We start from the raw sequence: 26181 nt of genomic DNA on the forward strand, positions 1-26181 counted from the left end.
GTGAAACACCCCGCCATCAGCTTCATCACCCCACTTTTCAACCAGCTTTCCGAAACGCAGGCGATGCTGGCATCGCTGCGGGCATCGTTGCCGCAGGAGCTGGACTACGAACTGATCCTGGTGGATGACGGCTCGACCGATGGCACGCGGGCATGGCTGGCCACACTCGACGATGCACGTATCCGCGTGTATCTAAACCCGCACAACCTGGGCTTTGCACGCAGTTGCAATGCGGGCGTGGCACTGGCCCGGGGCACGCTGATCGGGCTGCTGAACAATGATTTGCTGTTCGCGCCGGGTTGGCTGGCACCCATGCTGGCGGTGCTGCATGAGCCGGGGCTGCGTGCCGGCTTGGTGGGCAATGTACAGTTTCGCGTGGCCGATGGGACGCTGGATCATGCCGGCGTGCGGCTGAACCTGAATGGGCAGTTCGAACACATCCGTCAGTTTCCGGCGTATGCGCGCGAGGCCGTGGAGGTGCTGGCAGTGACCGGGGCATGCATGCTGCTGCACAAAGCAGATTTCAACGCGGCGGGCGGTTTTGAAGAATGCTACGTGAACGGGGCGGAAGACATCGACCTATGCCTGAAGCTGCGCGAGGCGGGAAAGAAGATTTATCTGGCGCCGGGTAGCCGTATCCAGCACCACGTCAGCCTGAGCCGCCAGGCGGTTTCGGACCGCGACGAGCGCAACAGCCGGGCGTTATTCGCGCGCTGGCGCGCAGAGATCAAGCGCGAACTGGCTCGCGAGTGGGTCATGCGACTGTCGATGACAGAACCCAGTGACGAAGGCCAAGCACTGCTGAACACACTGACACCGGCTTTTCTGGCCACGCCGCACACGGCCGCACGCACGCTAGCCGAGGCGATGTTGCAGCAGCAGGAACAACGCTGGGCGTGCCTGCTGGACGGCGCCGCACCGGACGCCAATCTGGCGGCACGCTGCAATTTCAGCGGCCTGCGCTTTGATGCGGCGCTCGACAGCTTCGTGTTGACCGAAACCGCTCGCCTGACGGTGAACGCCCTGCCCTGCGCACGCAACCTGTACGTGTGTGGCCGCACCCTGCCCTGCCCCGCAGGCCATGGCTTGCGCCTGCACATCGACATCAATGGCTTGCAGCAGGTGCAGATTCCGCTTCGCGCCAATACGAATTTCAACGCGGGTCTGACACACCCATTGCTGCTGAACGGAGCCCCCAACGTGATCACGCTGCGGGTGGACCTGCTGGACGCAGCCGGGCAGCCTTGCGGCAGCGGGCATGAACAGGTGGCGGTGGGGCATTGCGTAGTGGATGAGCAAGTGATACAGCCGGGATAACTACGGCAGGGCGAAGTAGACCAGGCGGCCTCGAAGATTTCTGAGCAGAATTCTGATTTTCGATATGTTTTTGCGCGTTCGCACAGGTTCTTGCGCATAATCGGCCATGGACACTCAAAACCTGCTCGGCGGCGCTTGGTTGGTGGCTCGCTATGGCATCGAACTTGTCATGCCTTTGACGGTGCGGAGTCGTGTCGGCGGGCGCCGCACGACGCAGCTGGCCGATGGCGTCAAGACCGAGACCTTCGTGGAAGGGATGCGACCCAGTGCGAATTTGCGCGGGCATCTGACGTTCCACCTCAAGCACGAGGTGTTGCACCTGGAGATGCTCTGCCGCTTGTTTGAGCGGGTCGACACAATGGAGTTGGTGGCCTGGATCGACGACGAGCCCAGTGGCCAATATGCCAGGAAGGCCGGGTTTCTGTACGAGTGGCTGACGGGGCGTCAACTGAATGTGCGGGCGCTCATGGCAGGCCCCTATGTGGACGTGCTGGACGATCGAAAACTGGTGGCCGCATCACCCGACCGATCTGTACCCAACCGCCGCTGGCGTGTGCGGGACAACCTGCCCGGGTCGCCCGCCTTTTGCCCCATCGTTCGCAAGACGAGTGATTTCGATGAAGCGGTCGCGGTCGATGTTCAGCGCCTGTTGAACGAGCTCGCACTGGAGTTTGGGGAAGATGTGCTGATGCGCTCGGCAGTCTGGATGACGCTGCGTGAGAGCAAATCGAGCTTTGCGATCGAGGGTGAGGCGGACCAATCGGATCGCATCCAGCGTTTTGCCGATGTCTTGGCGCGGCGCACCGGTGAGGGCGCTTTGCCACTCGACGATGCCTCGCTGGCACAGTTGCAATCCGAGATCCTGGGCCGGCGCACCACGCTGCAGCAGTTCGGCATTCGCCAGTCGCCCGTGTTTGTGGGTGAGGTGGTTCGCTACCAGGAGGTGGTTCACTACGTGGCGCCGCCTGCAGCCGACATGCAGGCGATGCTGGACGGGATGAGGGTCTTCTGGGACCGCACCTACGGGCAATCGGCGGTGATGCGCAGCGCGGTGCTGGCTTTTGGTTTTGTTTACATCCACCCGCTGGCCGATGGCAACGGGCGGGTACATCGTTTTCTGATCAACGATGTGTTGCGTCGTGACGGGGTCGTCCAGGAGCCGATGATCCTGCCGGTCTCGTCCCTGATCACCAGCGACGCCTCAGAGCGGCGTGCCTACGATCGCATTCTGGACACGATCTCTCGTCCGCTAATGGGGGCTCTGGCTGAGGTTTACGCGTTTTCCCCTGCTCAGGCCTCTTACGCCGACGGCATTCGATCGAATTTTGTGTTCAAGGGCGATGCCATCGCGCGGCCGGTCTGGCGATACATGGATTTGACACGACATGTGGTCTATCTGGCCGATGTGCTGGCGCGCACCATCCGTGACGACATGCGCGAAGAGTCGCGCTACATGCGCAGTTACGCCCAGGCCCGGGCTGCGATCAAGGACATCGTCGAGATGCCCGATATGCAGATCGATCGCATCATTCGGTCGGTTGAGGCCAATCAGGGCAAGCTGTCGAATGTGTTGTCCAAGGAGATGCCCTTGCTGACCGAGCCAGGTATCTGGGTGGCTATCGTTCAAGTTGTAGCGCACGCTTTTGATGGGCTGCCAAGCGGCAATGTGGCGGGTAAATGAGGAAAGAGTTCCCGGACCGCGGGTATGAGCAGATGGTGGAACCGTCCCGCTCGACCAGCCGCAGCATATACTTCTTCTTTTCAGCGGTATAGTAGTGCGGTATCTAGAAGGAGGCTCTGATGGTGCCAAGGACAAAACGCAAGACCTCTTTGACCCTGGACGCCGAAACACTCGACTGCGCAAAAGCACTCCTGATTAGCAATGAACCTCAGCGGTCCGAATCGCGCGCTGCGGGAGCGGCCCGCAGTTGGCTGCGGCGACGAGCAGGCGCGTATGCAGTGCCCGGAGATCGAATCGGCGGTTGAAGCGGTAGGCGAAAGCGGCGAGGTAACGCGCCGCATACTTTCGGAAGTCGAATGCATGGTAGCTCCCGTTCAGACTGGTCTTGAGGTTGCCCAGCACGGTGTTGATCCACTGGAATTCGGGCAAGTCCTTCGGTTTGCGTCCAGCGACGACGGTCGGCTGATGCGTGCATCCAGCCGCCGTGACCGCACCGAAACACGCCAGCCCATCGGAGAACACAGTGCTGCCGGGGGCCAGATGCGTCGTCGCCCACTGCCCGATCGCCTGGAGGCTGAAGCCCGGTACGGGCGTGAGTTTGGCGCGCAAGGGGTGGCCGTCATCACTGAGGGAGACGGCGGCGACGAAAGGGACCTTGTTTTCCGAGCCGCGACCGACCTTGCCTCCGCTGCGCTCACCGCCGAGGTAGGCATCATCGATCTGGACCTGGCCTTCGAGGACATAGCGCTGCTCGCGTTCGGCCATCGCCTGCATCAGCTTGTGGTGGATCAGCCAGGCGGTCGGGTAGCTCACCCCCAGGTGCCGCTTGAGGGCGAGCGCCGACAGACCGGTCTTGGCTTGGCTGATGAGGTAGATCGCGAGGAACCACACGGTCAGGGCCAATTTCGTGCCCTGCATCACGGTGCCCGCGATCAGCGAGGTCTGATGCCGACAGGCCTGGCACTGGAACAGCGCGTGGGTTCGCCCGCGCACCCGGCTGTAGGCGGCCCCATCGCAACTCGGGCACCGAAACCCCTGCGGCCAGCGCGCCTGCTCCAACGCCGCCGCGCACTGCGCTTCGGTCCCGTAGCGCTTGAGAAACTCGGGCATCGACAGGCCGGGTTGAAACTGGATTCGGTTCATTGCCATGGCTCCACCTCTCACCAGATATACTGTACGTACATACAGTATAGGCCCGGCGACCGTGGCCGGCCAGCTTGGCTGATCATCATTGCTAATCAAGAAAGCACTTGAGATCAATGTGTCCGCTGTGGCTGAAGCGGCGCTCAAGAAGGCGGTCGCCGAAGCCCGACACATGCAGTGGCTCACCGAGAACGCAGAGGCCTTCGCAGCACAAGCAGCCTGGCACGAGCGCAACGGACACCCGCTGGCTGACATCATTTGTGCGCCGGGAGGCTCTTCATGGAGCGCCTGAGTCGATATGACGTAGCGGAATACAGCGGGGTGAAGATGGTCGTTGTCGAAAGCAACCTCTTGCCACCCGATCCGGCGGTGGTCGTGATCCCTCTCCTTACTGATTACCCGGTGGTCAAGGGCTTGAATCCCGAGCTCTTGCACGATGGCAAGTGCTTGATTCTTGCAACCCGGCTGATCGCCGCTGTGCGGCGGTCGGGTTTGCGTCGCGCCGGGAGTGTGGCGGATCAAGGTGATCGAATAAATCGAGCGATCGATGTCTTGATGGCAGGGGTGTAGTTTCGGCTCGTATCAAGACTGGCTCGGCGGGTACGTGCAAGCCCGGACAGCGGCGGACGCGGGGCGAAGCGTGCGGGGTGCGCATCGGGGCGGCCCCCGGCCAGGTTCCCCCGTTTCGCCAAGTTATTCACAGGACCGCGTATCGGGCCTGGATACACTGAACGCTGGAAGGCCGAGGACGGCCTGCAGTCCTGCGGGTCGTACAGGCAGGGCAATGCGCAGGACCTGGCACAGTGCACCACTAAAACACTGAGGGACAAGCGAGGACAATGAAGGACGTCAAAATACAAAAAAACCGCCTAAGCGGCGGTTTTTAAAAAGGAAATTTCGGGATTTCCTTGAGAATTACTGGTCGGGGAAAGAGGATTCGAACCTCCGGCCCCTGCGTCCCGAACGCAGTGCTCTACCAGGCTGAGCTATTCCCCGACGTTGTACTGCAGATGACCTTGTGTTCCGCGAGAGCCGACTACTATATCAGTGATTTCTCGCAACTGCAAAGTCCGACAATTGTAGCAGCGCATCCTTGAAAATGGAAGGGGGCAAGGTGGAAATCGCCTCGATCGCGAGCCTGGCTTCGGCCTGTGCGTAGCGGCGGGTCTCCTCGAGCGCACCGGTGGCCCGGATCGCGCCGAGCACCGCGGCAAAATCGTCGCGGCCGCCGTGCTCGATGGCATTGCGCACCAGGGCGGCCTGTTCCGGCGTACCGCGCTGCATGACGTGGATCAGGGGCAAGGTGGGCTTGCCTTCGGCGAGGTCGTCGCCGAGGTGCTTGCCGGTATCGGCTTCATCGGCGGAATAGTCGAGCACGTCGTCGATGAGCTGGAAAGCGGTGCCCAGGTGGGTGCCGAAAGCGGCGAGGCGCTCTTCCTGCTCTGCGCTGGCCCGACCCAGGATGCCGCCCAGGCGTGCCGCGGCTTCGAACAGCTTGGCGGTCTTGTAGCGGATTACGCGCAGGTAGTCGTCGACGACGACGTCGGCGTTGTGGCAGTTGAGCAGTTGCAGCACTTCGCCTTCGGCGATGACGTTGGTTGCATCGGAGAGCACGCGCATCACGCGCATGTCTTCGACCCCGACCATCATCTGGAAGGCGCGCGAATAGAGGAAGTCGCCGACCAGCACCGAAGCGGCGTTGCCGAACAGGGCGTTGGCGGTCTTGTTGCCGCGGCGCAGTTCGGATTCGTCGACGACATCGTCGTGCAGCAGGGTCGCGGTATGGATGAACTCGACCACCGCCGCCAGTTCATGGTGCTGCGTGCCCCGGTACCCCATGGCTCCGGCAGTAAACAGTACCAGCGCCGGGCGCAGGCGCTTGCCGCCGCTATGGATGATGTACTCCGCCACCTGGCGGATCAGGACCACGTCCGAATGGAGGCGGTTACGGATGACCGCATCCACCGCCTGCATGTCGGCGGCGATCGGCGCGAAAAGCTGCTTGACGGACAAGGCGTGCACGCTCGCGGAAAAAGCGGAATGGTAGGTGTCGCGCGCGCGCGGCGTCAAGCGGCGGGAGCTTTGCAGCGAAGACGCGCACGCAGCGGCGGCAGGAAACGCTCAGCTGCCGTTGCGGGCGCGCGCCACGGCGTTGTCGAGCGCTTCCTTGGCGGCCTTCTCGTCGGCCCACACTCCGGCCAGTTCCTCGTCGAGGATGCGCCGCACTTTCTCGCGCTCGACCACGGGCTGGGCCGAAGACTGCGGCGTCGCCGGCTTGTGGGTGAGCTGATCCACCGCCACGCGCACGTTCTCGAGGTCGTTGCCGAGCAGTTCGCTGCGCGAAGCCAGCAGGCCTGCGCGATTGAGCGGCAGGTAACCCGTTTCACGCTGCCAGGCGACCTGATTCTCGGGTTGCAGCCAGAACGCGACGAAGCGCGCCACCGCCTTGTACTCCTGGGGCTTCTTGCCTGCCGCGGCCCACAGGGCAGGACCGTCGGCGACGGTGTTCTGCGGCGCCCCGGGAAAATCCTCGTAGTACGGCAGGGGCGAAACGCCGATATCGAGCTTGCCGGTGCGGCGGAAATCCACCCAGCTCGCCGAGGGCGCCGCGATCACGGCGCAGTCGCCGCTGGCGAAGCGCTGCTCGGCTTCGGCCTGGTGGCCGAAGACGTGCAGGTAGCGCGCCCGTGTCCAGCTCGCCATCATCGCCACGTGCTTGACCTGGAACATGCCGTTGAAGCTGGGCACGGGGGTTTTTCCGGCGACCGTGGCCACCGGCGCGTTATGCCAGGCGCTGAGGTTTTCCACCATCACGCGACCGGGTTCGGACACGGTGTACGGGCAGGTGTGCCCGGTATCGGCCAGACGCCCCAGGGTTTCCTGCAGTTCGAACCAGGTGTCGACCCGGGTCGTGTCCGGATTCATGCCCGCACGGCGCAGCGCATCCCGATTGAGAAACAGCACCGGCGTGGACAGCCCGATCGGCAGGGCCAGCAAGCGCCCCTGGGTATCGACCGGAGTCCGCGTCATCATCGCCGGCGGGCGCAGGGTCTGCAGCGCCACTCCGCTTTCGCGCATCAGCGCATGCAGCGGCTTGAAGCGCGGCTTGCCGGCGACGAAATCGTCTTCATCGTCGCCTTCGAGGATCAGCAGGTGCGGTGCGGCGCTGCGCCAATCGGCTTGCGATAGGACCACGCGCACGTCCTTCGACTGGGCATTGAAGCGCTCGACCAGACCGGCAAGAGCCGCCGCCCTGGTATCCGGTAGGCGGTGGAAGAGTTCGATCTGCTGCGGCTGCGCGGCCGCGAGTGCCGGCAGTTGCACGGCCGCGGCAGCGCAGCCGAAAAAGACGCTGAACAGAAGTTTCAACCGCGTTGTATTCATGAGCTCGGCACGTATCGGCAAGGGCCGGGGCGACGGCCCCGGAAGCGGCGGAATTATAGTCGTGCCGCCGTCGCCCCGCGGGCCGCAGTTGTAACACGGCCGCGGGGAACGCGAGACGCTGCCGCTCAGGGCGCGGGATTGGTATGGAGCAGGTGGACGGCCTCGATTTCCCGGCACAACTCCTCATCCACCACGACCTCCCAGGCGTCGAGGTTTTCCACGAGCTGGGCCATGGTCGTGGCGCCGACGATGGTGCTGGTCACGAACCAGCGCGAATAGACGAAGGCCAGCGCCAGCGCTGCCGGGCTGAGTCCGCGGCGGCGCGCGAGTTCGACATAGGCGCGCACCGCCGGCAGCACGCCGGGCTTGGTGTAGCGTACGCCGAAGCGCTCGAACAGCGTGATCCGCCCGGGCGCGGCCGGATCGGCCAGATACTTGCCCGACAGATGGCCGAACGCCAGCGGCGAGTACGCCAGCATCCCCACCTTCTCGCGGTAGGTGATTTCGCTCAAGCCGTATTCGTAGACGCGGTTGAGCAGGCTGTACGAATTCTGCACCGTCGCCACCCGCGGCAGGCCCGATTCGCGCGCCACGCGCAGGAACTCCATCACCCCCCAGGGCTGCTCGTTCGACAACCCGATCTGCCTGACCTTGCCTTCTTCGACGAGCTCGGCGAGGACCTCGAGCTGGGCGCGGATCGGCGTGCATGCGCGCTCGCGGGCAGGGTCGAAGCTGCCCTGGCCGAACAGCGGCTGGTTGCGCTCAGGCCAGTGCAGCTGATAGAGATCGATGTAGTCGGTGCGCAACCGGCGCAGGCTGCCTTCGACCGCGGCGCGGATGTTGGCCCGGTCGAGTGCGGGCGGACCGTTGCGGATCCAGTCCAGGCTGCGCGCCGGGCCGGTCACCTTGGTGGCGACGACGAGCTTGTCGCGCGGCTTGCGCGCGAGCCAGTTGCCGACGATCGACTCGGTGGCGCCGCAGGTTTCGGCGCGGGCCGGGACCGGGTACATCTCGGCGGTGTCGATGAAGTTGATCCCGCGCTCGAAAGCATGGTCGAGCAGACGGTGGGCCTCGGCCTCACCGGCTTGCTCGCCGAAAGTCATCGTCCCCAGGCAGATCGCCGACACCTGCGGCCCCGCTTCACCGAGCGGACGGTACTGCATTTCACGCTTGTTCATGTGCTCTCCTGTTGTCGATCGATCGGCTGCAGCCCGCCACCAGCCTGTTATGCGGCCGTTACGGCATGTCCCGGCGAAACGGCCCGGAACACCGGCGGACTCGCCAGCCCTCGCGAGGCGGCTTATCATCCCGGGTTCCGGCCCGTCGCATCCCGACCGAAGGCCCAATCATACTTCAGCGCCTGCGCGCGCTCGCCCCGATGAACCAGCACACTCCCGCCGCCGGCCTGCACTGCGCCGGCCTGATCGGCTATTGCCGCGCCGGCTTCGAAAAGGAACTGGCCGCCGAACTCGACGATTTCGCCGCCGACGCCGGCCTCATCGGCCACCTCCGCGCCGAGCCGAACACCGGCTTCGCGCTGTTCGAAACCTTCGAGCCGACCCCGCTCGGCGCTTTCGGCCAGGCCACCGACTGGCGCCGCGCCACCTTCGCCCGCCAGCTGCTGCCCTGGTTCGGCCGCATCGACGAGCTGCCCGAGCGCGACCGCGCCTCCCCCATCGTCGCCGCGGTGAAAGCCTGCGGCCAGCGCTTTTCCGGCGTTGTCCTGGAAACGCCGGACACCGACGAGGCCAAGCAGCGTTCGGGTTTTTGCAAGCGCTTCACCGAACCGCTGACCAAGGCGCTGGAGAAGGCCGGCTGCCTGCGCACCAGCCGCACCGGGCTGCCGGTGCTGCATGTCGTGTTCACCGATGCCACCACCGCCTGGCTCGCCGCCGGCCAGCCGGGGCAGTGCGCACCGTGGCCGATGGGCATCCCCCGCCTGCGCATGCCGTCGAACGCACCCAGCCGGTCGACGATGAAGCTGGCCGAAGCGTTCATGACCCTGCTCGACGACGGCGAGCGCGACACGATCCTGCGCGCCGGCCAGCGCGCAGTCGACCTCGGCGCCGCCCCCGGCGGCTGGACCTGGCAGCTGGTCGGCCGCGGTCTGCGCGTCACCGCGATCGACAACGGCCCGCTGCGCGACAGCGTGATGGCCACCGAGATGGTCGAACACCTGCGCGCCGACGGCTTCACCTGGCGACCGCAGCGGCCGGTGGACTGGATGGTGTGCGACATGGTCGAGCAGCCCTCGCGGATCGCCTCGCTGATGGCCGAATGGATCGCCACCGGGCGCTGCCGCTACACCATCTTCAACCTCAAGCTGCCGATGAAGCGCCGGCTCGAAGCGGTCGAGCAATGCCGCGAACTGATCCGCAAGCGCCTGGCCAGCGTCGGCCCCTTCGATCTGCGCATCAAGCAGCTCTACCACGACCGCGAGGAAGTCACCGCCTTCCTCACCCTCAAGCGTTAGCCGGCGGCCGCCCCGCTGGCGCCGCGCCCTCACCGAACCCTCTGACCCGGAACGGTTTTGTGCGCCGTGTATAATCCGCCATTTCGCAATCCGGACGGCCGCGCCCGAGCCGCCCCCAACCGAAGGCACCCATGAGCTTCGCCGATCTCGGCCTCATTCCCGAACTACTGCAAGCCGTCGCCGACGCCGGCTACACCGAGCCGACGCCGATCCAGCGCCAGGCCATTCCCACCGTCATCGCCGGCCACGACGTCATGGGCGGGGCGCAGACCGGCACCGGCAAGACCGCCGGTTTCACCCTGCCGCTGCTGCACCGCATCGCCCGCCACGCCAGCACCAGCACCTCGCCGGCGCGCCACCAGACGCGCGCGCTGATCCTCGCGCCCACGCGCGAGCTGGCGATGCAGGTGTACGAGTCGGTCAAGACCTACAGCAAGCACCTGCCGCTGCGCTCGGTGTGCGTCTATGGCGGGGTCGACATCAAGCCCCAGCAAATGGAGTTGCGCCGCGGCATCGAAGTCGTGATCGCCACTCCGGGGCGCCTGCTCGATCACATCGAACAGAAGTCGATCAACCTCTCCCAGGTCGAAGTGCTGGTGCTCGACGAAGCCGACCGCATGCTCGACATGGGCTTCATTCCCGACATCAAGCGCATCCTCGCGCTGCTGCCGGCCCAGCGCCAAAGCCTGCTGTTCTCGGCGACCTTCTCGGACGAGATCAAGCGCCTCGCCGACCAGATGCTGAAAGACCCGCAGCTGATCGAGGTCGCGCGCCGCAACATGGTGTCGGAGACGATCACCCACGTCGTGCACCCGGTGTCCTCGGGCATGAAGCGCAACCTGCTCGCCCATCTGCTGCGGCACAAGCCCGACACCCAGGCGCTGGTCTTCGTCGATACCAAGATCGTCTGCGGACGCCTGGCCCACTTCCTCGAGCGCAGCGGCATCTCGGCCGACGCCATCCACGGCGACAAGAGCCAGCAGCAACGCACCGAAACGCTGGAGGCGTTCAAAAGCGGCAAGCTGCGCGTGCTGGTCGCCACCGACGTCGCCGCGCGCGGCCTCGACATCGACGAGCTGCCCTTCGTGATCAACTTCGAGCTGCCGCACACCGCCGAAGACTACGTACACCGCATCGGCCGCACCGGCCGCGCCGGCCACCAGGGCAATGCGATCTCGCTCGTCAGCTCGGAGGAAAAGCACTGGCTGGCCGAAATCCAGAAGCTGATCAAGTTCGAGATCCCGCAGGAGGTCGTGCCCGGCTTCGACCCGGAGCCCGAATTCTTCGAGGCCGGCAGCCGCAGCCAGCGCTCGCGCCGCCCGCCGGCAGAGCACGAAGCCGGCGAACGCCCGCGTGCCGCACGCGGCGGCTCCCGCGAGCGGGAAAGCGGCACGCGCGAGAACACCCGCGCCACCCCGCGCCGCAACCGTTCGACGATCGCCGCCGACGGCTTCGACTTCAGCAAACCCTACCAGCCCGCCAACCCCGCCGTTGCCGTGGAAACCACGCCCGGCACGATTGCACCGAACCCACCGGAGCCGCTGCGCCGCGGCCAGCGCCCAATCGCCGTCCTGCTCGGCGGCCTCGGACGCAAGTAAGCCCGCCGACGCCAAAGACATCGGGCGGCAACTCCGGCCACGAGAGCCGGACTTGCCGCCCGATGTTCGATGCGGCCGCGCGCCTCCCGGAGCGCGGCCGCCAGGTCAGACTTCCAGCGCCTTGACGTGCTGGATGACTTCCCCGATCGCCTCCTGCGCGCTGCCGTACAGCATGCGGCAGTTGTCCTTGTAGAACAGCGCGTTCTCAATCCCCGAGTAGCCCGCGCCCTTGCCGCGCTTGACCACGATGACGTTCTGCGCGAGGTCGGCGTTGAGGATCGGCATGCCGTAGATCGGGCTCGACTTGTCGGTGCGCGCGACCGGGTTCACGACGTCGTTGGCGCCGATCACCAGGGCCACGTCGGCCTGGGCGAAGTCGGCGTTGATCTCCTCCAGATCGAAGATCTTGTCGTAGGGCACACCGGCTTCGGCGAGCAGCACGTTCATGTGGCCGGGCATGCGGCCGGCGACAGGATGGATCGCGAACGCCACCTCGACCCCGCCCTCCTCCAGCAGCTGCGCCATTTCCCACACCTTGTGCTGGGCACCGGCCACCGCCATGCCGTAGCCGGGGACGATGATCACCTTCTGGCCGTAGCGCATCAGCGCCGCCGCATCCATCGCCGAGAGCTCGCGCATCGTCCCTTCGACCGCCTCGCCGCCTTCGGCCGCGGCGCCGGTGAGCGGAGCGAAGATGATGTTCTTGATCGGCCGGTTCATCGCTTTCGCCATCAGCTGGGTGAGCAGCATGCCCGAGGCACCGACCACGATGCCGGCCACGATCAGCGCCGGGTTGCCGATGACGAAGCCCTTGAAGCCCACCGCCAGGCCGGTGAACGCGTTCAGTAACGAGATCACCACCGGCATGTCGGCGCCGCCGATCGGCATCACCAGCACCGCCCCCAGCGCCAGCGCGAGGGCGAAGAAGAGGAAGATCTCGAAGCCGCCCGGGGCGCTCGAATAGGCCACCGTCAGGCCGACACCGAACGTCGCCAGGGTCAGGAAGAAGTTGACGTTGTTCTGCTGCGGCAGACGGATCGCCTTCGTCATCAAGCCCTGCAGCTTGGCGAACGCCACGCACGAGCCGGAGAAGGCCACCGCGCCGATGATCGCGCCCAGCGCCAGCAGCGTCGACGTGACGCCGTCGTGGGGCACGCCGCGCACCAGCTCGATCGCCGCGATCCCCGCCGCGGCGCCGCCGCCCATGCCGTTGTAGATGGCGACCATCTGCGGCATGTCGGTCATCTTGACCACCTTGCCGCTGTACCAGGCGACACCGCCGCCGAGCACGATCGCCAGCACCATCAGGCCGATGTTGTGCAGCCCCGGCATGAAAAAGGTCACCACCGTCGCCCCGACCATCGCAAAGCCGGCCCACACGATGCCGCGGCGCGCGGTCACCGGCGAGGCCATCGCCTTCAGGCCGACGATGAACACCACCGCGACGATGAAATACGCCATGCTCACGAACCAGTTCGACGTCATTGCGCGCCTCCTTGCTTGCGGCCGCCGGCCTTGAACATGCCCAGCATCCGTTCAGTGACGATGTAACCGCCGGCGGCGTTGGCCGCGCCCAGGAATACGGCGACGAAACCGATCGCCAGTTGCACCGGGTCCTCCGGATCGGCATGGCCGAGCGCGACCATCGCCCCGATCAGGACCACGCCGTGCACGAAGTTCGAGCCCGACATCAGCGGCGTATGCAGGATCACCGGCACGCGCGAAATCACCTCGTACCCGGTGAATGCGGCCAGCATGAAAATGTACAGTGCGGTGAAGCCATCCATGGCTGAATCCTCCTTTACAGGCCGAGCGCCTGCTTCACCCCGGGGTGGCGGATTTCGCCCGCGTGGGTGAGGCAGCTGCCGGAAATCACTTCGTCTTCCCAGTCGAGCGCCAGCGCGCCGTCGCGGATGAAGGGCGAAATGAAGTTGAACAGGTTCTTGGCGAGCATCTCCGAAGCGTGCACCGGCATGCGGCTGGGAATGTTGGTGGGGCCGATCACGAGTACGTCGTTGATCCACACCTTGTCGCCGGCCACCGTGCCTTCGACATTGCCGCCGCTGTCGGCCGCCATATCGACGACCACCGCGCCGGGTTTCATGCGCGCGATCATGTCCGCGCCGATGATGCGCGGCGCCGGCCGCCCGGGCAGCGCCGCGGTGGTGATCAGGGCGTCGCACTGCGCCACCGCCCTGGACAGGCGTTCGGCCTGCTTCGCCTTCTCCTCGTCGGTCAATTCCCGTGCATAGCCGCCGCTGCCCGCGGCCGCCACTCCGGTGTCGACGAACTTGGCGCCGAGCGATTCGACCTGCTCGCGCGTTTCCGGACGCACGTCGTAGGCCTCGACCATCGCCCCGATCCGGCGCGCGGTGGCGATCGCTTGCAGGCCGGCGACGCCGGCGCCGATCACCAGCACCTTGGCCGGACGGATGGTGCCTGCGGCATAGGTCAGCATCGGGAAGAACTTCGGGCTGTGGTCGGCGGCGATCAGCGCGCATTCATAGCCCGCCACCGCGCCCTGGCTGGAGAGTACGTCCATGCTCTGCGCCCGCGAAATGCGCGGCAGCAGTTCGAGCGCGAACGCGGTGACCCCGCGTTCGGCGAGCTGGCGTGCGCGCTCGGCGCTCGCCCAGGGCTGCAGCAGGCCGAGCAGCACGCTGCCCGGCTTGAGCGCGGCGAGCGTGGCGGGCGCTGGCGGCTGCACGCAGAACACCACGTCGGCCTCGGCGCAGACCTCGTCGGCGCGGTCGACCAGAGTCACCTCGGCAAAATCGGCATCGCGGAAGTGCGCAGGCAGGCCCGCTCCCTTCTGCATCACCACCCAGGCGCCAAGGCCCTGATACTTCTTGACCACATCCGGCACGACGGACAGGCGTCGCTCGCCGGGGTGGGTTTCCACTAGCACTCCGATGACCAGGGGCATGGACATCCTCCTCGCTCAAAAACGGCATCAAACCGGGTCGAAAGGCCGCGGCCCGGGGAACCGGGAAGCGGCAACGTCGCGCCGAAGGCCTTTGCCGCGGCATTCGAATCCGCTATCGGGCTCATCTTACCGGCATCCGCCGGCGGCGCAACCCGGCGCATCGGCGGGCAAATCGGCAGCGGGCGGATCGACCGGGACGGGATCGGCGCGGCAGCGGCGCCCCCGCGCTCAGTTCTTGCCGGGCGACGCCGGGGCAGGAGAGGACGGCGGGACGAGCTTGATGATCGCCAGCGAGAGGTTGTCGCCGCTCCCGCGCGCGCGCTCGCGGGCCTGGCCGATCAGGCGCTCGGCGGCGGCGCGGGGGGGCAGCTCGTGCAGGGTGGCGCCAAGCTCGGCGTCGTCGAAGTAGGCCCACACCCCGTCCGAACACAGCAGGAACACATCCCCCGCGAGCGGCGCTTCTTCGCGGCCATACTCGATCCGTGGCGCCCGCTCGCTGCCCAGGCAGGACAGCAGCACGTTGCGCCGCGGATGCCAGAGCGCATCGGCGGCGTCCAGTCGCCCCTTGCGCTGCAGCTCGCCGACCAGCGAATGGTCGGCGCTGCGCGACACCAGGGACGGGCCGCGGAAGTGGTACAGGCGCGAATCGCCGCAATGCGCCCAGTAGGCCTTGCCCTGCTGCAGCAGGAACACCACCGCGGTGCTGTGCGGGTCCTGCTCGCTGGTGAAGCGGGTCAGCTTGATCACCAGGTGGGCCTCGTCGATGACACTGGCAAGAAGGCTGTCGGGGGTCTCGTACAGCGGAGCGTAGGCTTCGAAATTCTGCCGGGCACGGATCAGCACCTGCTCGGCGGCCATCGCCCCGCCGCTATGGCCGCCCATCCCGTCGGCGAGCACGGCCAGCAGCGTGCCCGAGCGCTTCGGATGGGGGAAAAGGCCGACCCGGTCCTGTTGTTCCTCGCGGTCGCCACGGTGCAGGGCGACGCAGGTTTCAGCACTGAAAGGCATCGGCGGGATCGTGGGCAAGGGGTTGCGGAAAGGACGTCAGCGCATGATATCAATCCGGCAGGCCGTTCAGGCGCGCATCGATCAGCTCGATCCAGTGCCGCACCGGAGTCGCGGTCCCGGCCTGCAGGTGGCTGATGCAGCCGATGTTGGCCGAGGCGATCAGGCCGGCGCCACCGGCCTCCAGTGCGTCGAGCTTGTTCGTGCGCAGGCGCGCGGCGAGTTCGGACTGGAGCAGCGAGTAGGTGCCTGCAGAGCCGCAGCACAGGTGGGCATCGCGCACCGGTGTGAGTTCGAATCCGGCTGCCGCGAGCAGGGCTTCCACCGTGCCGCGGATACGCAAGCCATGCTGCAGGGTGCACGGTGCGTGCCAGGCGAGCGCGCGTTTCGGCTGCACGCGGGCGCCGAGCGCCGCTTGCAGCGCGGGGGCCTCGGCCGCCACCACTTCGCCGATGTCGCGCGCCAGCGCGCTCACCCGCAGCGCCTTGGCGGCGTAAGCGCCGTCCTGTTGCAGCAGATGGGCGTAATCCTTCACCTGCACGCCGCAGCCCGAGGCGGTGGTGACGACGGCTTCGACCTCACCGCCCTCGATCGCCGGCCACCAGGCGTCGATGTTGCGCCTGGCGTCGGCGCGCGCACCGTCGTGGTCGTCGAGATGGAAGCGCACCGCGCCGCAGCACCCGGCACCGGCCGCTTCCACCATCGAGATTCCCAGCGCATCGAGCACGCGCGCCGCGGCGGCGTTGATCGACGGTGCCATCGCCGGCTGCACGCAGCCGGCGAGCGCGAGCACCCGGCGCGCGTGGCGCGGCGCCGGCCGGGGGCCCGCCGGACGCAGGTGCGGGACCTTGTCCTGCAGCGTTTTCGGCAGCAGCGGGCGCAACGCCTGGCCAGCCTTCATCGCCAGCCCGAACAGCTTCGGCCGCGGCACGAACTCGCGCAGGGCAAGGCGCATCAGCGCATCGCCACCGCGGCGCGGCACCCGTTGATCGACGAGGCCGCGGCCGATGTCGAGCAGGCGGCTGTAGTGCACGCCCGAGGGGCAGGTGGTCTCGCAGGCGCGGCAGGTCAGGCAGCGGTCGAGGTGGAGCCGGGTGCGCTCGGTGACCTCGGCGCCTTCGAGCAGCTGCTTGATCAGATAGATACGCCCGCGCGGGCCGTCGAGTTCGTCGCCGAGCAGCTGGTAGGTCGGGCAGGTCGCGGTGCAAAAGCCGCAATGCACGCACTTTCGCAGGATCGCGTCGGCCTCGCGGCCGTCCGCGGTGTCGCGGATGAAATCGGCAAGCCGGGTCTGCATGCTCAGAAATCCTCGTAGAGGCGGCCGGGGTTGAACACGCCGGCGGGGTCGAACGCGTGCTTGAGGCGGCGATGGATCGTCACCAGCGGGGCGGACAGCGGCTGGAACACCGCGCCGCCACGGTCGCCGCCGCGAAAGCACGTGGCATGGCCACCGAGCGCTGCGGCGCGTGCGCGCACGGCGGCCGGCACGGGCATGCCGGCGATCCAGCGCAGGCCGCCGCCCCATTCGATCAGCTGGCGCCCGGGCAGCTCCAGCGCCGGCGCGGTGCTCGGCAGGGCGAGCCGCCACAGGGTCTCCCCGGCGGCGAGCAGAAAAGGCCCGCTGCGCTGCTCGCGCACGTCCTGCCACAACGCCGCAGCCGCAGCCTCGTCGACGGTTTCGCCGCCGAGGCGGCCGGCCGCGGCCCGTACCGCAGCCTCCGCCCCCGACAGGCGCAGATGAAGCGCCCCCTCGCACCAGCAGCTGGCCGACACCGGCAGCGGCTGCCCGCCCCACTCGTTCATGCGTGCGAGCGCATCGGCTTCGTCGCATTCGAAACGCAGCGTGCGCTCGGCGACGGGCCGCGGCAGCACCTTCAGCGACACTTCGAGGACGACGCCCAAGGTGCCCAGACTGCCCGCGATCAGGCGCGACAGATCGTAGCCGGCGACGTTCTTCATCACCCGCCCGCCGAAATTCAGCACCTCGCCGCGCCCGTCGAGGATCTTCACCCCGAGCACGAAGTCGCGCACTGCGCCCGCGCTCGCCCGCCGCGGGCCGGCGAGTCCGGCAGCGACCGCGCCGCCCACCGTCGCGGCGGCACCGAAGTGCGGCGGCTCGCAGGCGAGGAACTGGTTCTGCCCGGCGAGCAAGGCCTCGAGTTCGGCCAGCGGAGTGCCGCCGCGCACCGTCACCACCAGCTCGGTGGGCTCGTAGCTCACCACGCCGGTGTTGGCGCGCAGATCGAAGATTTCGCCTGCCGGCGCCCGTCCGTAGAAATCCTTGGTACCGCCTGCGCGCAGACACAGCGCGCGCTTGTCCGCCACGGCCATGCGCACCCGCTCGCTCCATTCGCGCTCGATGGCGGTCATCGCCTCATTCATCGTCCACCTCGTCCCGCCGGATCAATCGGCCCAGGCCTGCGCCCGTTGCATTCCCATCCAATCGACACTGCCCGCCCGCCTTGCGCACACCCTCGCCCTCTCCGCCTTCCCGTCGCCAGTGCCCACCGCCAGGCGGCCCGTCGTCCTCTTCCTGCGCCGGCCGGCGGTGGGAACGCCCGCCGACAGTCCGCAGCGCCAGCCAGGCGCCGACCAGCGACATCACCGGCACCGCCACCAGCAGGAACTGCACCCAGCCCTTGTCCGCCATCGCCGTCCACGCCTTCAGAAACGCGGGATGTCCGGGTAGGGGACATGGTCGCGGCTGACCCGCATGCGGCCGTATTCGGCGCAGCGGTTCAGGGTTGGAATCGCCTTGCCCGGGTTGAGCAGGCCGGGAGGGTCGAACGCGGCCTTGACGCGGAAGAACTGGCGCACTTCGGCGGGGCTGAACTGGACGCACATCTGGTTGATCTTTTCCAGCCCGACGCCATGCTCGCCGGTGATGGTGCCGCCGAGCGCCACCGACAATTCGAGGATCTCGGCGCCGAAGGCCTCGGCACGCTCGAATTCGTCGGCCTGGTTGGCGTCGAACAGGATCAGCGGATGCAGGTTGCCGTCGCCGGCATGGAACACGTTCATGCAGCGCAGCCGGTACCGCTCTTCCATCTGCTGGATGGCCGTGAGCATCTCGCCCACGCGCTTGCGCGGGATGGTGCCGTCCATGCAGTAGTAGTCGGGCGAAATCCGCCCCGCGGCGGGGAAGGCCGCCTTGCGCCCGGCCCAGAATCTGAGCCGCTCGGCCTCGTCGCGCGACACGCGCAGCTCGGTGGCGCCGCTGTCCTCGAGCACCCGGCATACGCGCGCGACCTCCTCGGCCACTTCCTCGGCGGTGCCGTCGGCCTCGCACAGCAGGATGGCCTTGGCATCGAGCGGATAGCCGGCGTGCACAAACTCCTCCACCGCAGCGGTGGCGGGCTGGTCCATCATTTCCAGGCCGGCAGGGATGATGCCGGCGGCGATGATACGGGCCACCGCATCGCCGGCACGCACCACGTCGTCGAAGGCGGCGAGCACGCATTGCGCGAACTGCGGCCGGGGCACCAGCTTCACGCTGACTTCGGTGACCACCGCGAGCATCCCTTCCGAGCCGGTGAGCAGGGCGAGGAGATCGTAGCCGGCGCAATCCGGCCCATGGCCGCCGATGTCGATGATTTCGCCCTCGATCGTCACCCCGCGCACGCGCAGCAGGTTATGCACGGTCAGGCCGTACTTCAGGCAGTGCACGCCGCCGGCGTTCTCGGCGACGTTGCCGCCGATCGTGCACGCGATTTGCGACGACGGATCGGGAGCGTAGTACAGGCCGTACGGCGCGGCAGCCTCGGAAATCGCCAGGTTGCGCACTCCGGGCTGGACCACAGCGAGGCGCGCGAGCGGGTCGAGGTGGAGGATGCGGTTGAAGCGCGCCAGCGACAGCAGCACGCCGCGGGTGTGCGGCAGCGCCCCGCCCGACAGCCCGGTCCCGGCACCGCGCGCCACCACCGGCACGCCCAGCTCATGGCAGCTGCGCAGCACCGCCACCACCTGCTCCTCGGTACTCGGCAGCGCCACCACCAGCGGCAGCGCACGATAGGCGGCGAGGCCATCGCACTCGTAGGGGCGCAGATCCTCGGTGTCGTACATCAGACTGCCCGGCGGCAGGATGCGCCCGAGTGCCTCGATCACGCGAACCTTGTCGACTGCGGAGAAATCGCCTTCGGCCTCGCCGTAGGTCAGGTGTTCGGTTGCAGCTTCCATCTCTCCCCTCCTTTTGCCTCACCGGACGGCTCCGGGCAGCGGGCCGATTCTAGACCGCGGCACGGCGGCCCGCTCTCGGTGAAAACCACGACTCCGCACAGCCCGCCGGACCGTTTCCGGTTCGACACCACTCCACGAACTCGATCAACGTGGATGCCCGGCATCGAAGCCCGGAAGGATAAAAGGCTATTGCTGCTGCCGGCTTGATGGTTTTTCACCGGCGAGTTGAAGAATCCTCAAGCCGCCAGCACGTGCGTCAGCCAATCGACGAACGCGGCGCATTCCCAGCGTTCGAGGGTACCGGGCCGCCAGCAGAGGTAATGGCTGTGGGGCGAAGGCACCGAATGGGTGGACAACGGCAGCAGGCGGCCGCTGTCGAACCAGGCCGCACCGAGCCGGTGGCGGACGAGGGCGACACCGAAGCCGCTCGCCGCAGCGTCATAGACCAGGCCCAGGTCGTTGAACTGCGCACCACCTTCCGGCTCCACACGGTGCACGCCGCAGCCCGCGAACCAGGGTGCCCAGGGTTCCAGCGGCGTTTTCATCAGGCGCACACGAGCGAATTCGGCCTCGCTGCGGAAGCCGTCGAAGGGGCCGTGCTCGTTCAGGTAGGCCGGACTGCAAGCCGGCGTGATCACGTCGTCGAGGAGCCGCCGGTACTCGCGATCAGGGTAGCCCCCGGTACCGAAGCGGATTTCCAGGTCGGCTTCTTCGGCAGTGACATCGAGCAGCGGGATCGACACCTGCAGAGTCAGTTCGACATCCGGATAGACATTGCGAAACCGTTCGAGCCGCGGCATCAGCAACTGGCGCGAGAACGAAGGGGTGACCGCCACCCGCAGCCGGGGCGCCGCCGCCCGGCCACGCCCCGCGGGCAACTGGCCGAGGGCGGCAAGGCCGGCGCATACGTTGTGCAGATAATGCGCACCGTCGCTGGTGAGGGTGAAGTCGTTGCGGGTAAACAGCTTCACTCCGAGCTGCGCCTCGAGCTGGCGCAGGCGGTGGCTGACAGCGCTGACCGTCACGCACAGCTCGTCCGCCGCCCGGCTCGCGCTGCGCAGGCGGGCGACGGCCTCGAAGGTGACGAGGCACTGGATCGGCGGGATCTGGGTGAAGGGAGTGACAGGGGGGAAGGCCATCCGGGCACGGCGCTCCGATCGTCGGGAAGGGAACACATTATGCGCTGCGGAGGAAACGCGGCAGTTCCGCGGACAAGTGCGAGGAGCACGCAAGCCACGATCCTGGCGCGGCCCCGGCATGTTGGCCCCGGGTGGGCCCGGCATTGACTTGACCTGTCTTTCGGATTAGATTGCGCGATTCTTTGCAAACCCATCAACTGGAGCAACACCATGTACGCGGTGATAAAAACCGGTGGCAAGCAGTATCGCGTTGCCGCTGGCGAAAAGATCAAGGTAGAACAGATACCGGCCGACGTGGGTTCCGAAATCACCCTCGACCAGGTTTTCATGGTCGGTGAAGGCGAGTCCGTGAAGATCGGCACGCCGGTGGTGGCCGGAGCTTCCGTCAAGGCGACCGTGGTTTCGCACGGCCGCCACGACAAGATCAAGATTTTCAAGATGCGCCGCCGCAAGCACTACCAGAAGCACCAGGGGCATCGTCAGAACTACACCGAGCTTCGCATCGAAGCGATCTCGGCCTAAGCGCAGGGGGTAATCCGACATGGCACACAAAAAAGCTGGCGGCAGTTCGCGTAACGGCCGCGACTCGGAATCGAAACGCCTCGGCGTGAAGCGCTACGGTGGTCAGTTCGTCCTCGCCGGCAACATCATCGTTCGCCAGCGCGGCACCCAGTACCACCCGGGCGACAACGTCGGCGTGGGCAAGGACCACACCCTGTTCGCGCTCAAGGACGGCGTCGTCCAGTTCGCGGTCAAGGGCCCGGCCAAGCGCCGCACCGTGATCATCGTGCCCGAAGCGGCCTGATCTTCGCGCGCCGCGCTTTTGCAGTACAAAAGCCCTATCCTTGCGGTAGGGCTTTTTTGTTTTCGGAACCTCGCGTCCATGCGGGGTTCGACATTCAAGGTTGATCAGGCATGAAGTTTTTTGACGAAGCCCGCATCGAAGTCCTCGCCGGCGACGGCGGCAATGGCGTGGCCACTTTCCGCCGCGAAAAGTTCATCCCCAAGGGCGGCCCCAGCGGCGGCGACGGCGGACGCGGCGGCAGCGTGTACGCGGTGGCCGACCGCAACCTCAACACCCTGATCGACTACCGCTACACGCGGACCTTCCGCGCCGAGCGCGGCGAGAACGGCGGCAGCCGCGACTGCTACGGCAAGGGCGGCGGCGACATCACGCTGCGCTTTCCGGTCGGCACGGTGATCAAGGACATGGACAGCGACGAACTCGTTGCCGACCTCGACGAGGACGGCAAGACCGTGCTGATCGCCCGCGGCGGCCGCGGCGGACTGGGCAACATCCACTTCAAGTCCAGCGTCAACCGCGCCCCACGCAAATGCACTCCGGGCCAGGAAGGCGAACGCCGCAACCTGCACCTGGAGCTGAAAGTGCTCGCCGATGTCGGCCTGCTGGGGATGCCCAACGCCGGCAAGTCCACCTTCATCCGCAGCGTCTCGGCGGCCAAGCCGAAAGTGGCCGACTACCCGTTCACCACCCTCGCCCCCAACCTCGGCGTCGTGCGCACCAGCGAAAATCGCAGCTTCGTCATCGCCGACATTCCCGGCCTGATCGAAGGTGCGGCCGAAGGCGCCGGCCTCGGCCACCAGTTCCTGCGCCACCTGCAGCGCACCCATGTGCTGCTGCACCTGGTCGACCTCGCGCCCTTCGACCCCGAAACCGATCCGGTCGCCGAGGCCAAGGCCATCGTCAGCGAGCTGCGCAAGTACGACGAGGCCCTCTACGCCAAGCCGCGCTGGCTGGCGCTCAACAAGCTCGACCTGATCCCGGAAGAAGAACGCGCCGAACGCGTCGCCGCCTTCCTCGAGGCCTATGGCCCGGTCGAGCGCCACTTCGAGATCTCGGCGCTGAAAGGCGAAGGCACAAGGCCCTTGATCTTCGCGATCCAGGACTTCCTCGACGCCGAACGCGCCCGCATCGACGCCGAACGCACCGAGCGCCAGGCCGCCGAAGCCGCCCGCCTGGCCGCAGCCGAGGTCGCGCGCGCAGCGGCCGACGCGGCCTACGAGGAAGAGGTGCAAGGCGACGATGAAAGCGACGACGCCCTGCCCGAAGATGAAGCGAAGGCCGGAGACGAACCCCGGTGAACGAAAAGCATTGTTGACCTGAGTCCGCTGGAAAGATGAGAACCAAGATCCGCAACGCCCGCCGCCTCGTGGTGAAGGTCGGCAGCGCGCTCGTCACCAACAACGGTGCCGGCCTCGACAAGGAAGCGCTCGGTGCCTGGGCACGCCAGATCGCCGCGCTGCACGCCGAGGGGCGGCAGGTGGTGCTGGTGTCTTCGGGGGCAATCGCCGCCGGAATGCAGCGCCTGGGGTGGTCGAAGCGCCCGCACGAGATGCACCAGCTGCAGGCCGCCGCCGCGGTCGGCCAGATGGGCCTCGTCGAAGCCTACGAAAAGGCCTTTTCGGGCCACGGCCTGCACACCGCGCAGATCCTGCTGACGCACGAGGATCTCGCCGACCGCACCCGTTACCTGAACGCGCGCAGCACGCTGACCACCCTGCTCGCGCTCGGGGTGGTGCCGATCATCAACGAGAACGACACCGTGGTCACCGACGAGATCAAGTTCGGCGACAACGACACCCTCGGCGCGCTCGTCGCCAACCTGATCGAGGCCGAAGCGCTGATCATCCTCACCGACCAGCAGGGCCTGTACACCGCCGATCCGCGCAGCGATCCGGCCGCCACCCTGATCTCCGAAGGCCGCGCCGAAGACCGCCGCTACGAGGCGATGGCGGGCGGTGCCGGCACCGGCATCAGCCGCGGCGGCATGATCACCAAGATCCGCGCAGCCCAGCGCGCCGCGCGCAGCGGCGCCCACACCTGCATCGCCAGCGGCCGCGAGCGCGACCCGCTGTTGCGCCTGGCCGCGGGCGAAGCGCTCGGCACCCTGCTCTACGCCAGCAGCACGCCGCTGCAGGCGCGCAAGCAGTGGCTCGCCGATCACCTCCAGCTCGCCGGGGACCTGGTCCTCGACGACGGTGCCGCCGCCGCCCTGAAAAGCGGGCGCAGCCTGCTCGCGGTCGGCGTCATCGAGGTACGCGGCGACTTCGAACGTGGCGCCGCGGTGGCCTGCCGCACGCTCGGCGGCGAAGAGGTGGCGCGCGGACTGGTGAACTACTCGGCCTCGGAATGCCGCCGCATCGCGCGCCGGCCGAGCACCGAAATCGAGAACCTGCTCGGCTACATCGACGAACCGGAGCTGATCCACCGCGACAACATGGTCTGTCGCTGAAGCCGCGCGCGGCATTCCGGCCGGCCTTGCCGCACCGCAGTGCACGCGCGCCCACAGCACGGATGCCCGCGCTGCGGGCGGGATGACCCGCAGCGTGCCGGCAATCGACGCCGGCACGGTGCGAACGGCACGCGCTCAGCTCTTGAGCGCGGCCCGGATCTGCTCCAGCGTACCCGGATCGTCGATCGTGGTGAGGTCGCCGGCGTCGCGCCCTTCGGCCAGGGCCTGGATCGAGCGGCGCAGCATCTTGCCCGAGCGCGTCTTGGGCAGGCCGTTGATGAAATGCACCCGGGCGGGGCGGGCGATCGCCCCGAGCACCGCGTCGACCTTCTTCATCACTTCCTTCTCCAGCGCGGCGCGCTTTTCGGCAGTGTCGACCGCAGCCGCGTCCTTCACCACCGCGAACGCCATCGGCATCTGACCCTTGACCTCATCGGCGACGCCGACCACCGCCACCTCGGCGATCGCCGGGTGCATCTGCACCGCCTCCTCGATCTCGCGCGTGCCCAGCCGGTGGCCGGCGACGTTGATGACGTCGTCCATGCGTCCGAGGATGCTGTGGTAGCCCTTGTCGTCCTTGATTCCCCAGTCCGACGAGGAATACACCACCGGCTCCTTGAACACGCTGAAGTAAGTGGAAACGAAGCGCTCGTCCTGGCCCCACACCGTCGACAGGCAGCCCGGCGGCAGCGGCGGCACGACGCCGACGATGCCTTTCTCGTTGGCGCCGCACTCGCTTCCATCCTCGCGGAAGAGGCGCAGGTCGTAGCCGAACACCGGGAACGCGGGCGAGCCGAGCTTGATCGGGCTGTCCTCGACGCCGCGGCAGATCGCCAGCATCGGCCAGCCGGTTTCGGTCTGCCAGTAGTTGTCGATCACCGGGATCCCCAGCGCGTCCATGATCCACTGGTGGCTGGTCTCGTCGAGCGGCTCGCCGGCGAGGAACAGGTGCTTGAGCGAGGACAGGTCGTACTTCTTGAGCCAAGCCGGGTCCTGCTTCTTCAGCACGCGCACCGCGGTCGGCGCCGAGAACATCACATCAACCTTGTACTTGTCGACGATCTGCCACCAGATTCCGGGGTCGGGGCGCAGCGGCGTGCCTTCGTACATCACCGTCGCCATGCCGGCGATGAGCGGGCCGTAGATGATGTAGCTGTGGCCGACCACCCAGCCGATGTCGGAGGTCGTGAACATCGTCTCGCCTTCGCCGCCGGTGTAGATGTGCTTCATCGACGCCGCCAGCGCCACGCAGTAGCCGCCGGTGTCGCGCTGCACGCCCTTGGGCTTGCCGGTGGTGCCGGAGGTGTACAGGATGTAGCTCGGCTCGGACGACTCCACCCAGGTCACCGGCACCCGGGCATCCAGGTGCTTCGCGCGCAGTTCGGCGTAATCGACGTCGCGCCCGTCGACGCGGGAAAAATTCTTGTCGAGGCCGCGGTCGATGATCAGCACCTTCTGCGGCGGGTGCTCGGCCAGGCTGCAGGCCTCGTCGACCAGATGCTTGTAGGGCACCGGCTTGCCGTTGCGCATCCCGGCATCGGCGCTCACCATCAATGCCGGTTTGGCGTCATCGATGCGGGTCGCGAGCGAGCCCGCGGCGAAGCCGCCGAACACCACCGAATGGATCGCGCCGATGCGCGCGCAGGCGAGCATTGCGAACGCGGCCTCGGCGATCATCGGCATGTAGATCAGCACCCGGTCGCCACGCCGGACACCGAGCGCCTGGTAGATCGCCGCCATGCGCTCGACCTCGCGCTGCAGCTCGGCGAAGGAATAGATCTTTTCCTCGCCGGTTTCGGTGGAAACGTAGATCAGCGCACGGTCGTTCGGGCGCTTCGCGGCGTGACGGTCGACCGCGTTGTAGCACAGATTGGTCTCTCCCCCCTTGAACCACTTGACGAACGGCGGGTGGGAAAAATCGCAGATCTGCTCGGCGGGCTTGTTCCAATGCACAAGCGCGGCCTGTTCGGTCCAGAATTCGTCGCGCTGGTCGATGGAACGGCGGTGGAACTGCTGGTAATCGGTCATTGCTTCCTCTCCAATCAATGAACCTGTATTGCCATGACGTGACGTCTGCGCCGCTGC

Annotated in this window: 24 protein-coding genes and 1 tRNA gene; 10 read left to right on the forward strand and 15 right to left on the reverse strand. The window is 67.0% G+C overall.

Annotated elements, in window-relative coordinates; genetic code table 11:
• Window positions 1-1317 (forward strand): glycosyltransferase family 2 protein, encoded by a 1317-nt coding sequence (locus Tharo_RS13050; RefSeq protein ID WP_159051703.1) that lies wholly within the window; start codon window positions 1-3, stop codon window positions 1315-1317.
• A 106-nt stretch (window positions 1318-1423) separates the two neighbouring features.
• Entirely contained in the window at window positions 1424-2998 is a 1575-nt protein-coding gene (locus Tharo_RS13055) for a Fic family protein (RefSeq protein WP_107221589.1), read from the forward strand.
• Window positions 2999-3193: 195 nt separating this feature from the next.
• On the opposite strand, the gene Tharo_RS13060 is transcribed toward Tharo_RS13055, so the two are convergent.
• Window positions 3194-4147, reverse strand: coding sequence for an IS1595 family transposase (locus tag Tharo_RS13060; protein WP_107219617.1), 954 nt, complete (start codon window positions 4145-4147; stop codon window positions 3194-3196).
• An 82-nt stretch (window positions 4148-4229) separates the two neighbouring features.
• On the opposite strand from Tharo_RS13060, the gene Tharo_RS13065 reads away from it, so the two are divergent.
• On the forward strand, window positions 4230-4433 hold the full coding sequence (locus Tharo_RS13065) for a type II toxin-antitoxin system CcdA family antitoxin (protein ID WP_107221590.1): 204 nt from the start codon (window positions 4230-4232) through the stop codon (window positions 4431-4433).
• On the forward strand, window positions 4421-4711 hold the full coding sequence (locus Tharo_RS13070) for a CcdB family protein (RefSeq protein WP_170110016.1): 291 nt from the start codon (window positions 4421-4423) through the stop codon (window positions 4709-4711). The genes Tharo_RS13065 and Tharo_RS13070 overlap by 13 nt, the downstream gene beginning before the upstream one ends.
• Before the next feature lie 349 nt (window positions 4712-5060).
• Here Tharo_RS13070 and Tharo_RS13075 read toward each other — a convergent pair.
• The 4 genes from Tharo_RS13075 to Tharo_RS13090 form a co-directional block, all read right to left on the reverse strand.
• A tRNA-Pro gene (locus Tharo_RS13075) sits at window positions 5061-5137 on the reverse strand.
• A gap of 48 nt (window positions 5138-5185) precedes the next feature.
• A complete protein-coding gene (ispB, locus tag Tharo_RS13080; RefSeq protein WP_107222430.1) occupies window positions 5186-6154 on the reverse strand; it encodes an octaprenyl diphosphate synthase in 969 nt (322 codons plus the stop codon).
• 108 nt (window positions 6155-6262) lie between these two features.
• Window positions 6263-7465: an extracellular solute-binding protein gene (locus Tharo_RS13085; RefSeq protein WP_425444957.1), complete on the reverse strand. Its 1203-nt coding sequence runs from the start codon at window positions 7463-7465 to the stop codon at window positions 6263-6265.
• Window positions 7466-7650: 185 nt separating this feature from the next.
• Window positions 7651-8688 carry an aldo/keto reductase gene (locus tag Tharo_RS13090; protein ID WP_107222431.1) on the reverse strand — a complete coding sequence of 346 codons (1038 nt, stop codon included), beginning with the start codon at window positions 8686-8688 and terminating at the stop codon, window positions 7651-7653.
• A gap of 215 nt (window positions 8689-8903) precedes the next feature.
• Between Tharo_RS13090 and rlmM the strand changes: the two genes are divergently transcribed.
• Together rlmM and Tharo_RS13100 are read left to right on the forward strand one after the other, a co-directional pair.
• Entirely contained in the window at window positions 8904-9998 is a 1095-nt protein-coding gene (rlmM, locus tag Tharo_RS13095) for a 23S rRNA (cytidine(2498)-2'-O)-methyltransferase RlmM (RefSeq protein ID WP_107221592.1), read from the forward strand.
• Window positions 9999-10129: 131 nt separating this feature from the next.
• Window positions 10130-11596, forward strand: coding sequence for a DEAD/DEAH box helicase (locus Tharo_RS13100; RefSeq protein ID WP_107221593.1), 1467 nt, complete (start codon window positions 10130-10132; stop codon window positions 11594-11596).
• Window positions 11597-11701: 105 nt separating this feature from the next.
• Here the strand turns inward: Tharo_RS13100 and Tharo_RS13105 are convergent, their stop codons facing one another.
• From Tharo_RS13105 to Tharo_RS13145, 9 genes are all read right to left on the reverse strand, one after another.
• Complete coding sequence (locus tag Tharo_RS13105) at window positions 11702-13081, reverse strand: NAD(P)(+) transhydrogenase (Re/Si-specific) subunit beta (protein WP_107221594.1); 1380 nt, start codon at window positions 13079-13081, stop codon at window positions 11702-11704.
• Window positions 13078-13383 carry an NAD(P) transhydrogenase subunit alpha part 2 gene (locus tag Tharo_RS13110; RefSeq protein WP_075147777.1) on the reverse strand — a complete coding sequence of 102 codons (306 nt, stop codon included), beginning with the start codon at window positions 13381-13383 and terminating at the stop codon, window positions 13078-13080. The genes Tharo_RS13105 and Tharo_RS13110 overlap by 4 nt, the downstream gene beginning before the upstream one ends.
• A gap of 14 nt (window positions 13384-13397) precedes the next feature.
• Window positions 13398-14522 carry an NAD(P) transhydrogenase subunit alpha gene (locus Tharo_RS13115; RefSeq protein ID WP_107221595.1) on the reverse strand — a complete coding sequence of 375 codons (1125 nt, stop codon included), beginning with the start codon at window positions 14520-14522 and terminating at the stop codon, window positions 13398-13400.
• Between the two features lie 228 nt (window positions 14523-14750).
• On the reverse strand, window positions 14751-15530 hold the full coding sequence (locus tag Tharo_RS13120; RefSeq protein WP_107221596.1) for a PP2C family protein-serine/threonine phosphatase: 780 nt from the start codon (window positions 15528-15530) through the stop codon (window positions 14751-14753).
• A gap of 49 nt (window positions 15531-15579) precedes the next feature.
• Complete coding sequence (glcF, locus tag Tharo_RS13125; RefSeq protein WP_107221597.1) at window positions 15580-16824, reverse strand: glycolate oxidase subunit GlcF; 1245 nt, start codon at window positions 16822-16824, stop codon at window positions 15580-15582.
• A gap of 2 nt (window positions 16825-16826) precedes the next feature.
• The gene (gene glcE / locus Tharo_RS13130) at window positions 16827-17897 is read right to left on the reverse strand and encodes a glycolate oxidase subunit GlcE (protein ID WP_107221598.1); all 1071 of its coding nucleotides are present in this window, start codon (window positions 17895-17897) and stop codon (window positions 16827-16829) included.
• 4 nt (window positions 17898-17901) lie between these two features.
• Window positions 17902-18177 carry a hypothetical protein gene (locus Tharo_RS13135; RefSeq protein ID WP_107221599.1) on the reverse strand — a complete coding sequence of 92 codons (276 nt, stop codon included), beginning with the start codon at window positions 18175-18177 and terminating at the stop codon, window positions 17902-17904.
• Between the two features lie 14 nt (window positions 18178-18191).
• The gene (locus Tharo_RS13140; RefSeq protein ID WP_107221600.1) at window positions 18192-19703 is read right to left on the reverse strand and encodes an FAD-linked oxidase C-terminal domain-containing protein; all 1512 of its coding nucleotides are present in this window, start codon (window positions 19701-19703) and stop codon (window positions 18192-18194) included.
• Window positions 19704-19939: 236 nt separating this feature from the next.
• On the reverse strand, window positions 19940-20842 hold the full coding sequence (locus tag Tharo_RS13145; RefSeq protein WP_107221601.1) for a LysR substrate-binding domain-containing protein: 903 nt from the start codon (window positions 20840-20842) through the stop codon (window positions 19940-19942).
• Between the two features lie 210 nt (window positions 20843-21052).
• On the opposite strand from Tharo_RS13145, the gene rplU reads away from it, so the two are divergent.
• The 4 genes from rplU to proB all read left to right on the forward strand — a co-directional run bounded on the left by rplU (window position 21053) and on the right by proB (window position 24096).
• Window positions 21053-21364: a 50S ribosomal protein L21 gene (gene rplU, locus Tharo_RS13150; RefSeq protein ID WP_068637126.1), complete on the forward strand. Its 312-nt coding sequence runs from the start codon at window positions 21053-21055 to the stop codon at window positions 21362-21364.
• Between the two features lie 19 nt (window positions 21365-21383).
• Window positions 21384-21647 (forward strand): 50S ribosomal protein L27, encoded by a 264-nt coding sequence (rpmA, locus tag Tharo_RS13155; RefSeq protein ID WP_107221602.1) that lies wholly within the window; start codon window positions 21384-21386, stop codon window positions 21645-21647.
• A 110-nt stretch (window positions 21648-21757) separates the two neighbouring features.
• Window positions 21758-22945: an Obg family GTPase CgtA gene (cgtA, locus tag Tharo_RS13160; RefSeq protein WP_107221603.1), complete on the forward strand. Its 1188-nt coding sequence runs from the start codon at window positions 21758-21760 to the stop codon at window positions 22943-22945.
• Window positions 22946-22980: 35 nt separating this feature from the next.
• Window positions 22981-24096, forward strand: a complete 1116-nt coding sequence (proB, locus tag Tharo_RS13165) for a glutamate 5-kinase (protein ID WP_107221604.1) — start codon at window positions 22981-22983, stop codon at window positions 24094-24096.
• A gap of 135 nt (window positions 24097-24231) precedes the next feature.
• Here proB and Tharo_RS13170 read toward each other — a convergent pair whose 3' ends face one another.
• Window positions 24232-26124: a propionate--CoA ligase gene (locus Tharo_RS13170; RefSeq protein WP_107221605.1), complete on the reverse strand. Its 1893-nt coding sequence runs from the start codon at window positions 26122-26124 to the stop codon at window positions 24232-24234.
• Window positions 26125-26181 lie beyond the last annotated feature (57 nt).

It is taken from the genome of Thauera aromatica K172, assembly GCF_003030465.1.
GTDB classification, from domain to species: Bacteria; Pseudomonadota; Gammaproteobacteria; order Burkholderiales; family Rhodocyclaceae; genus Thauera; species Thauera aromatica.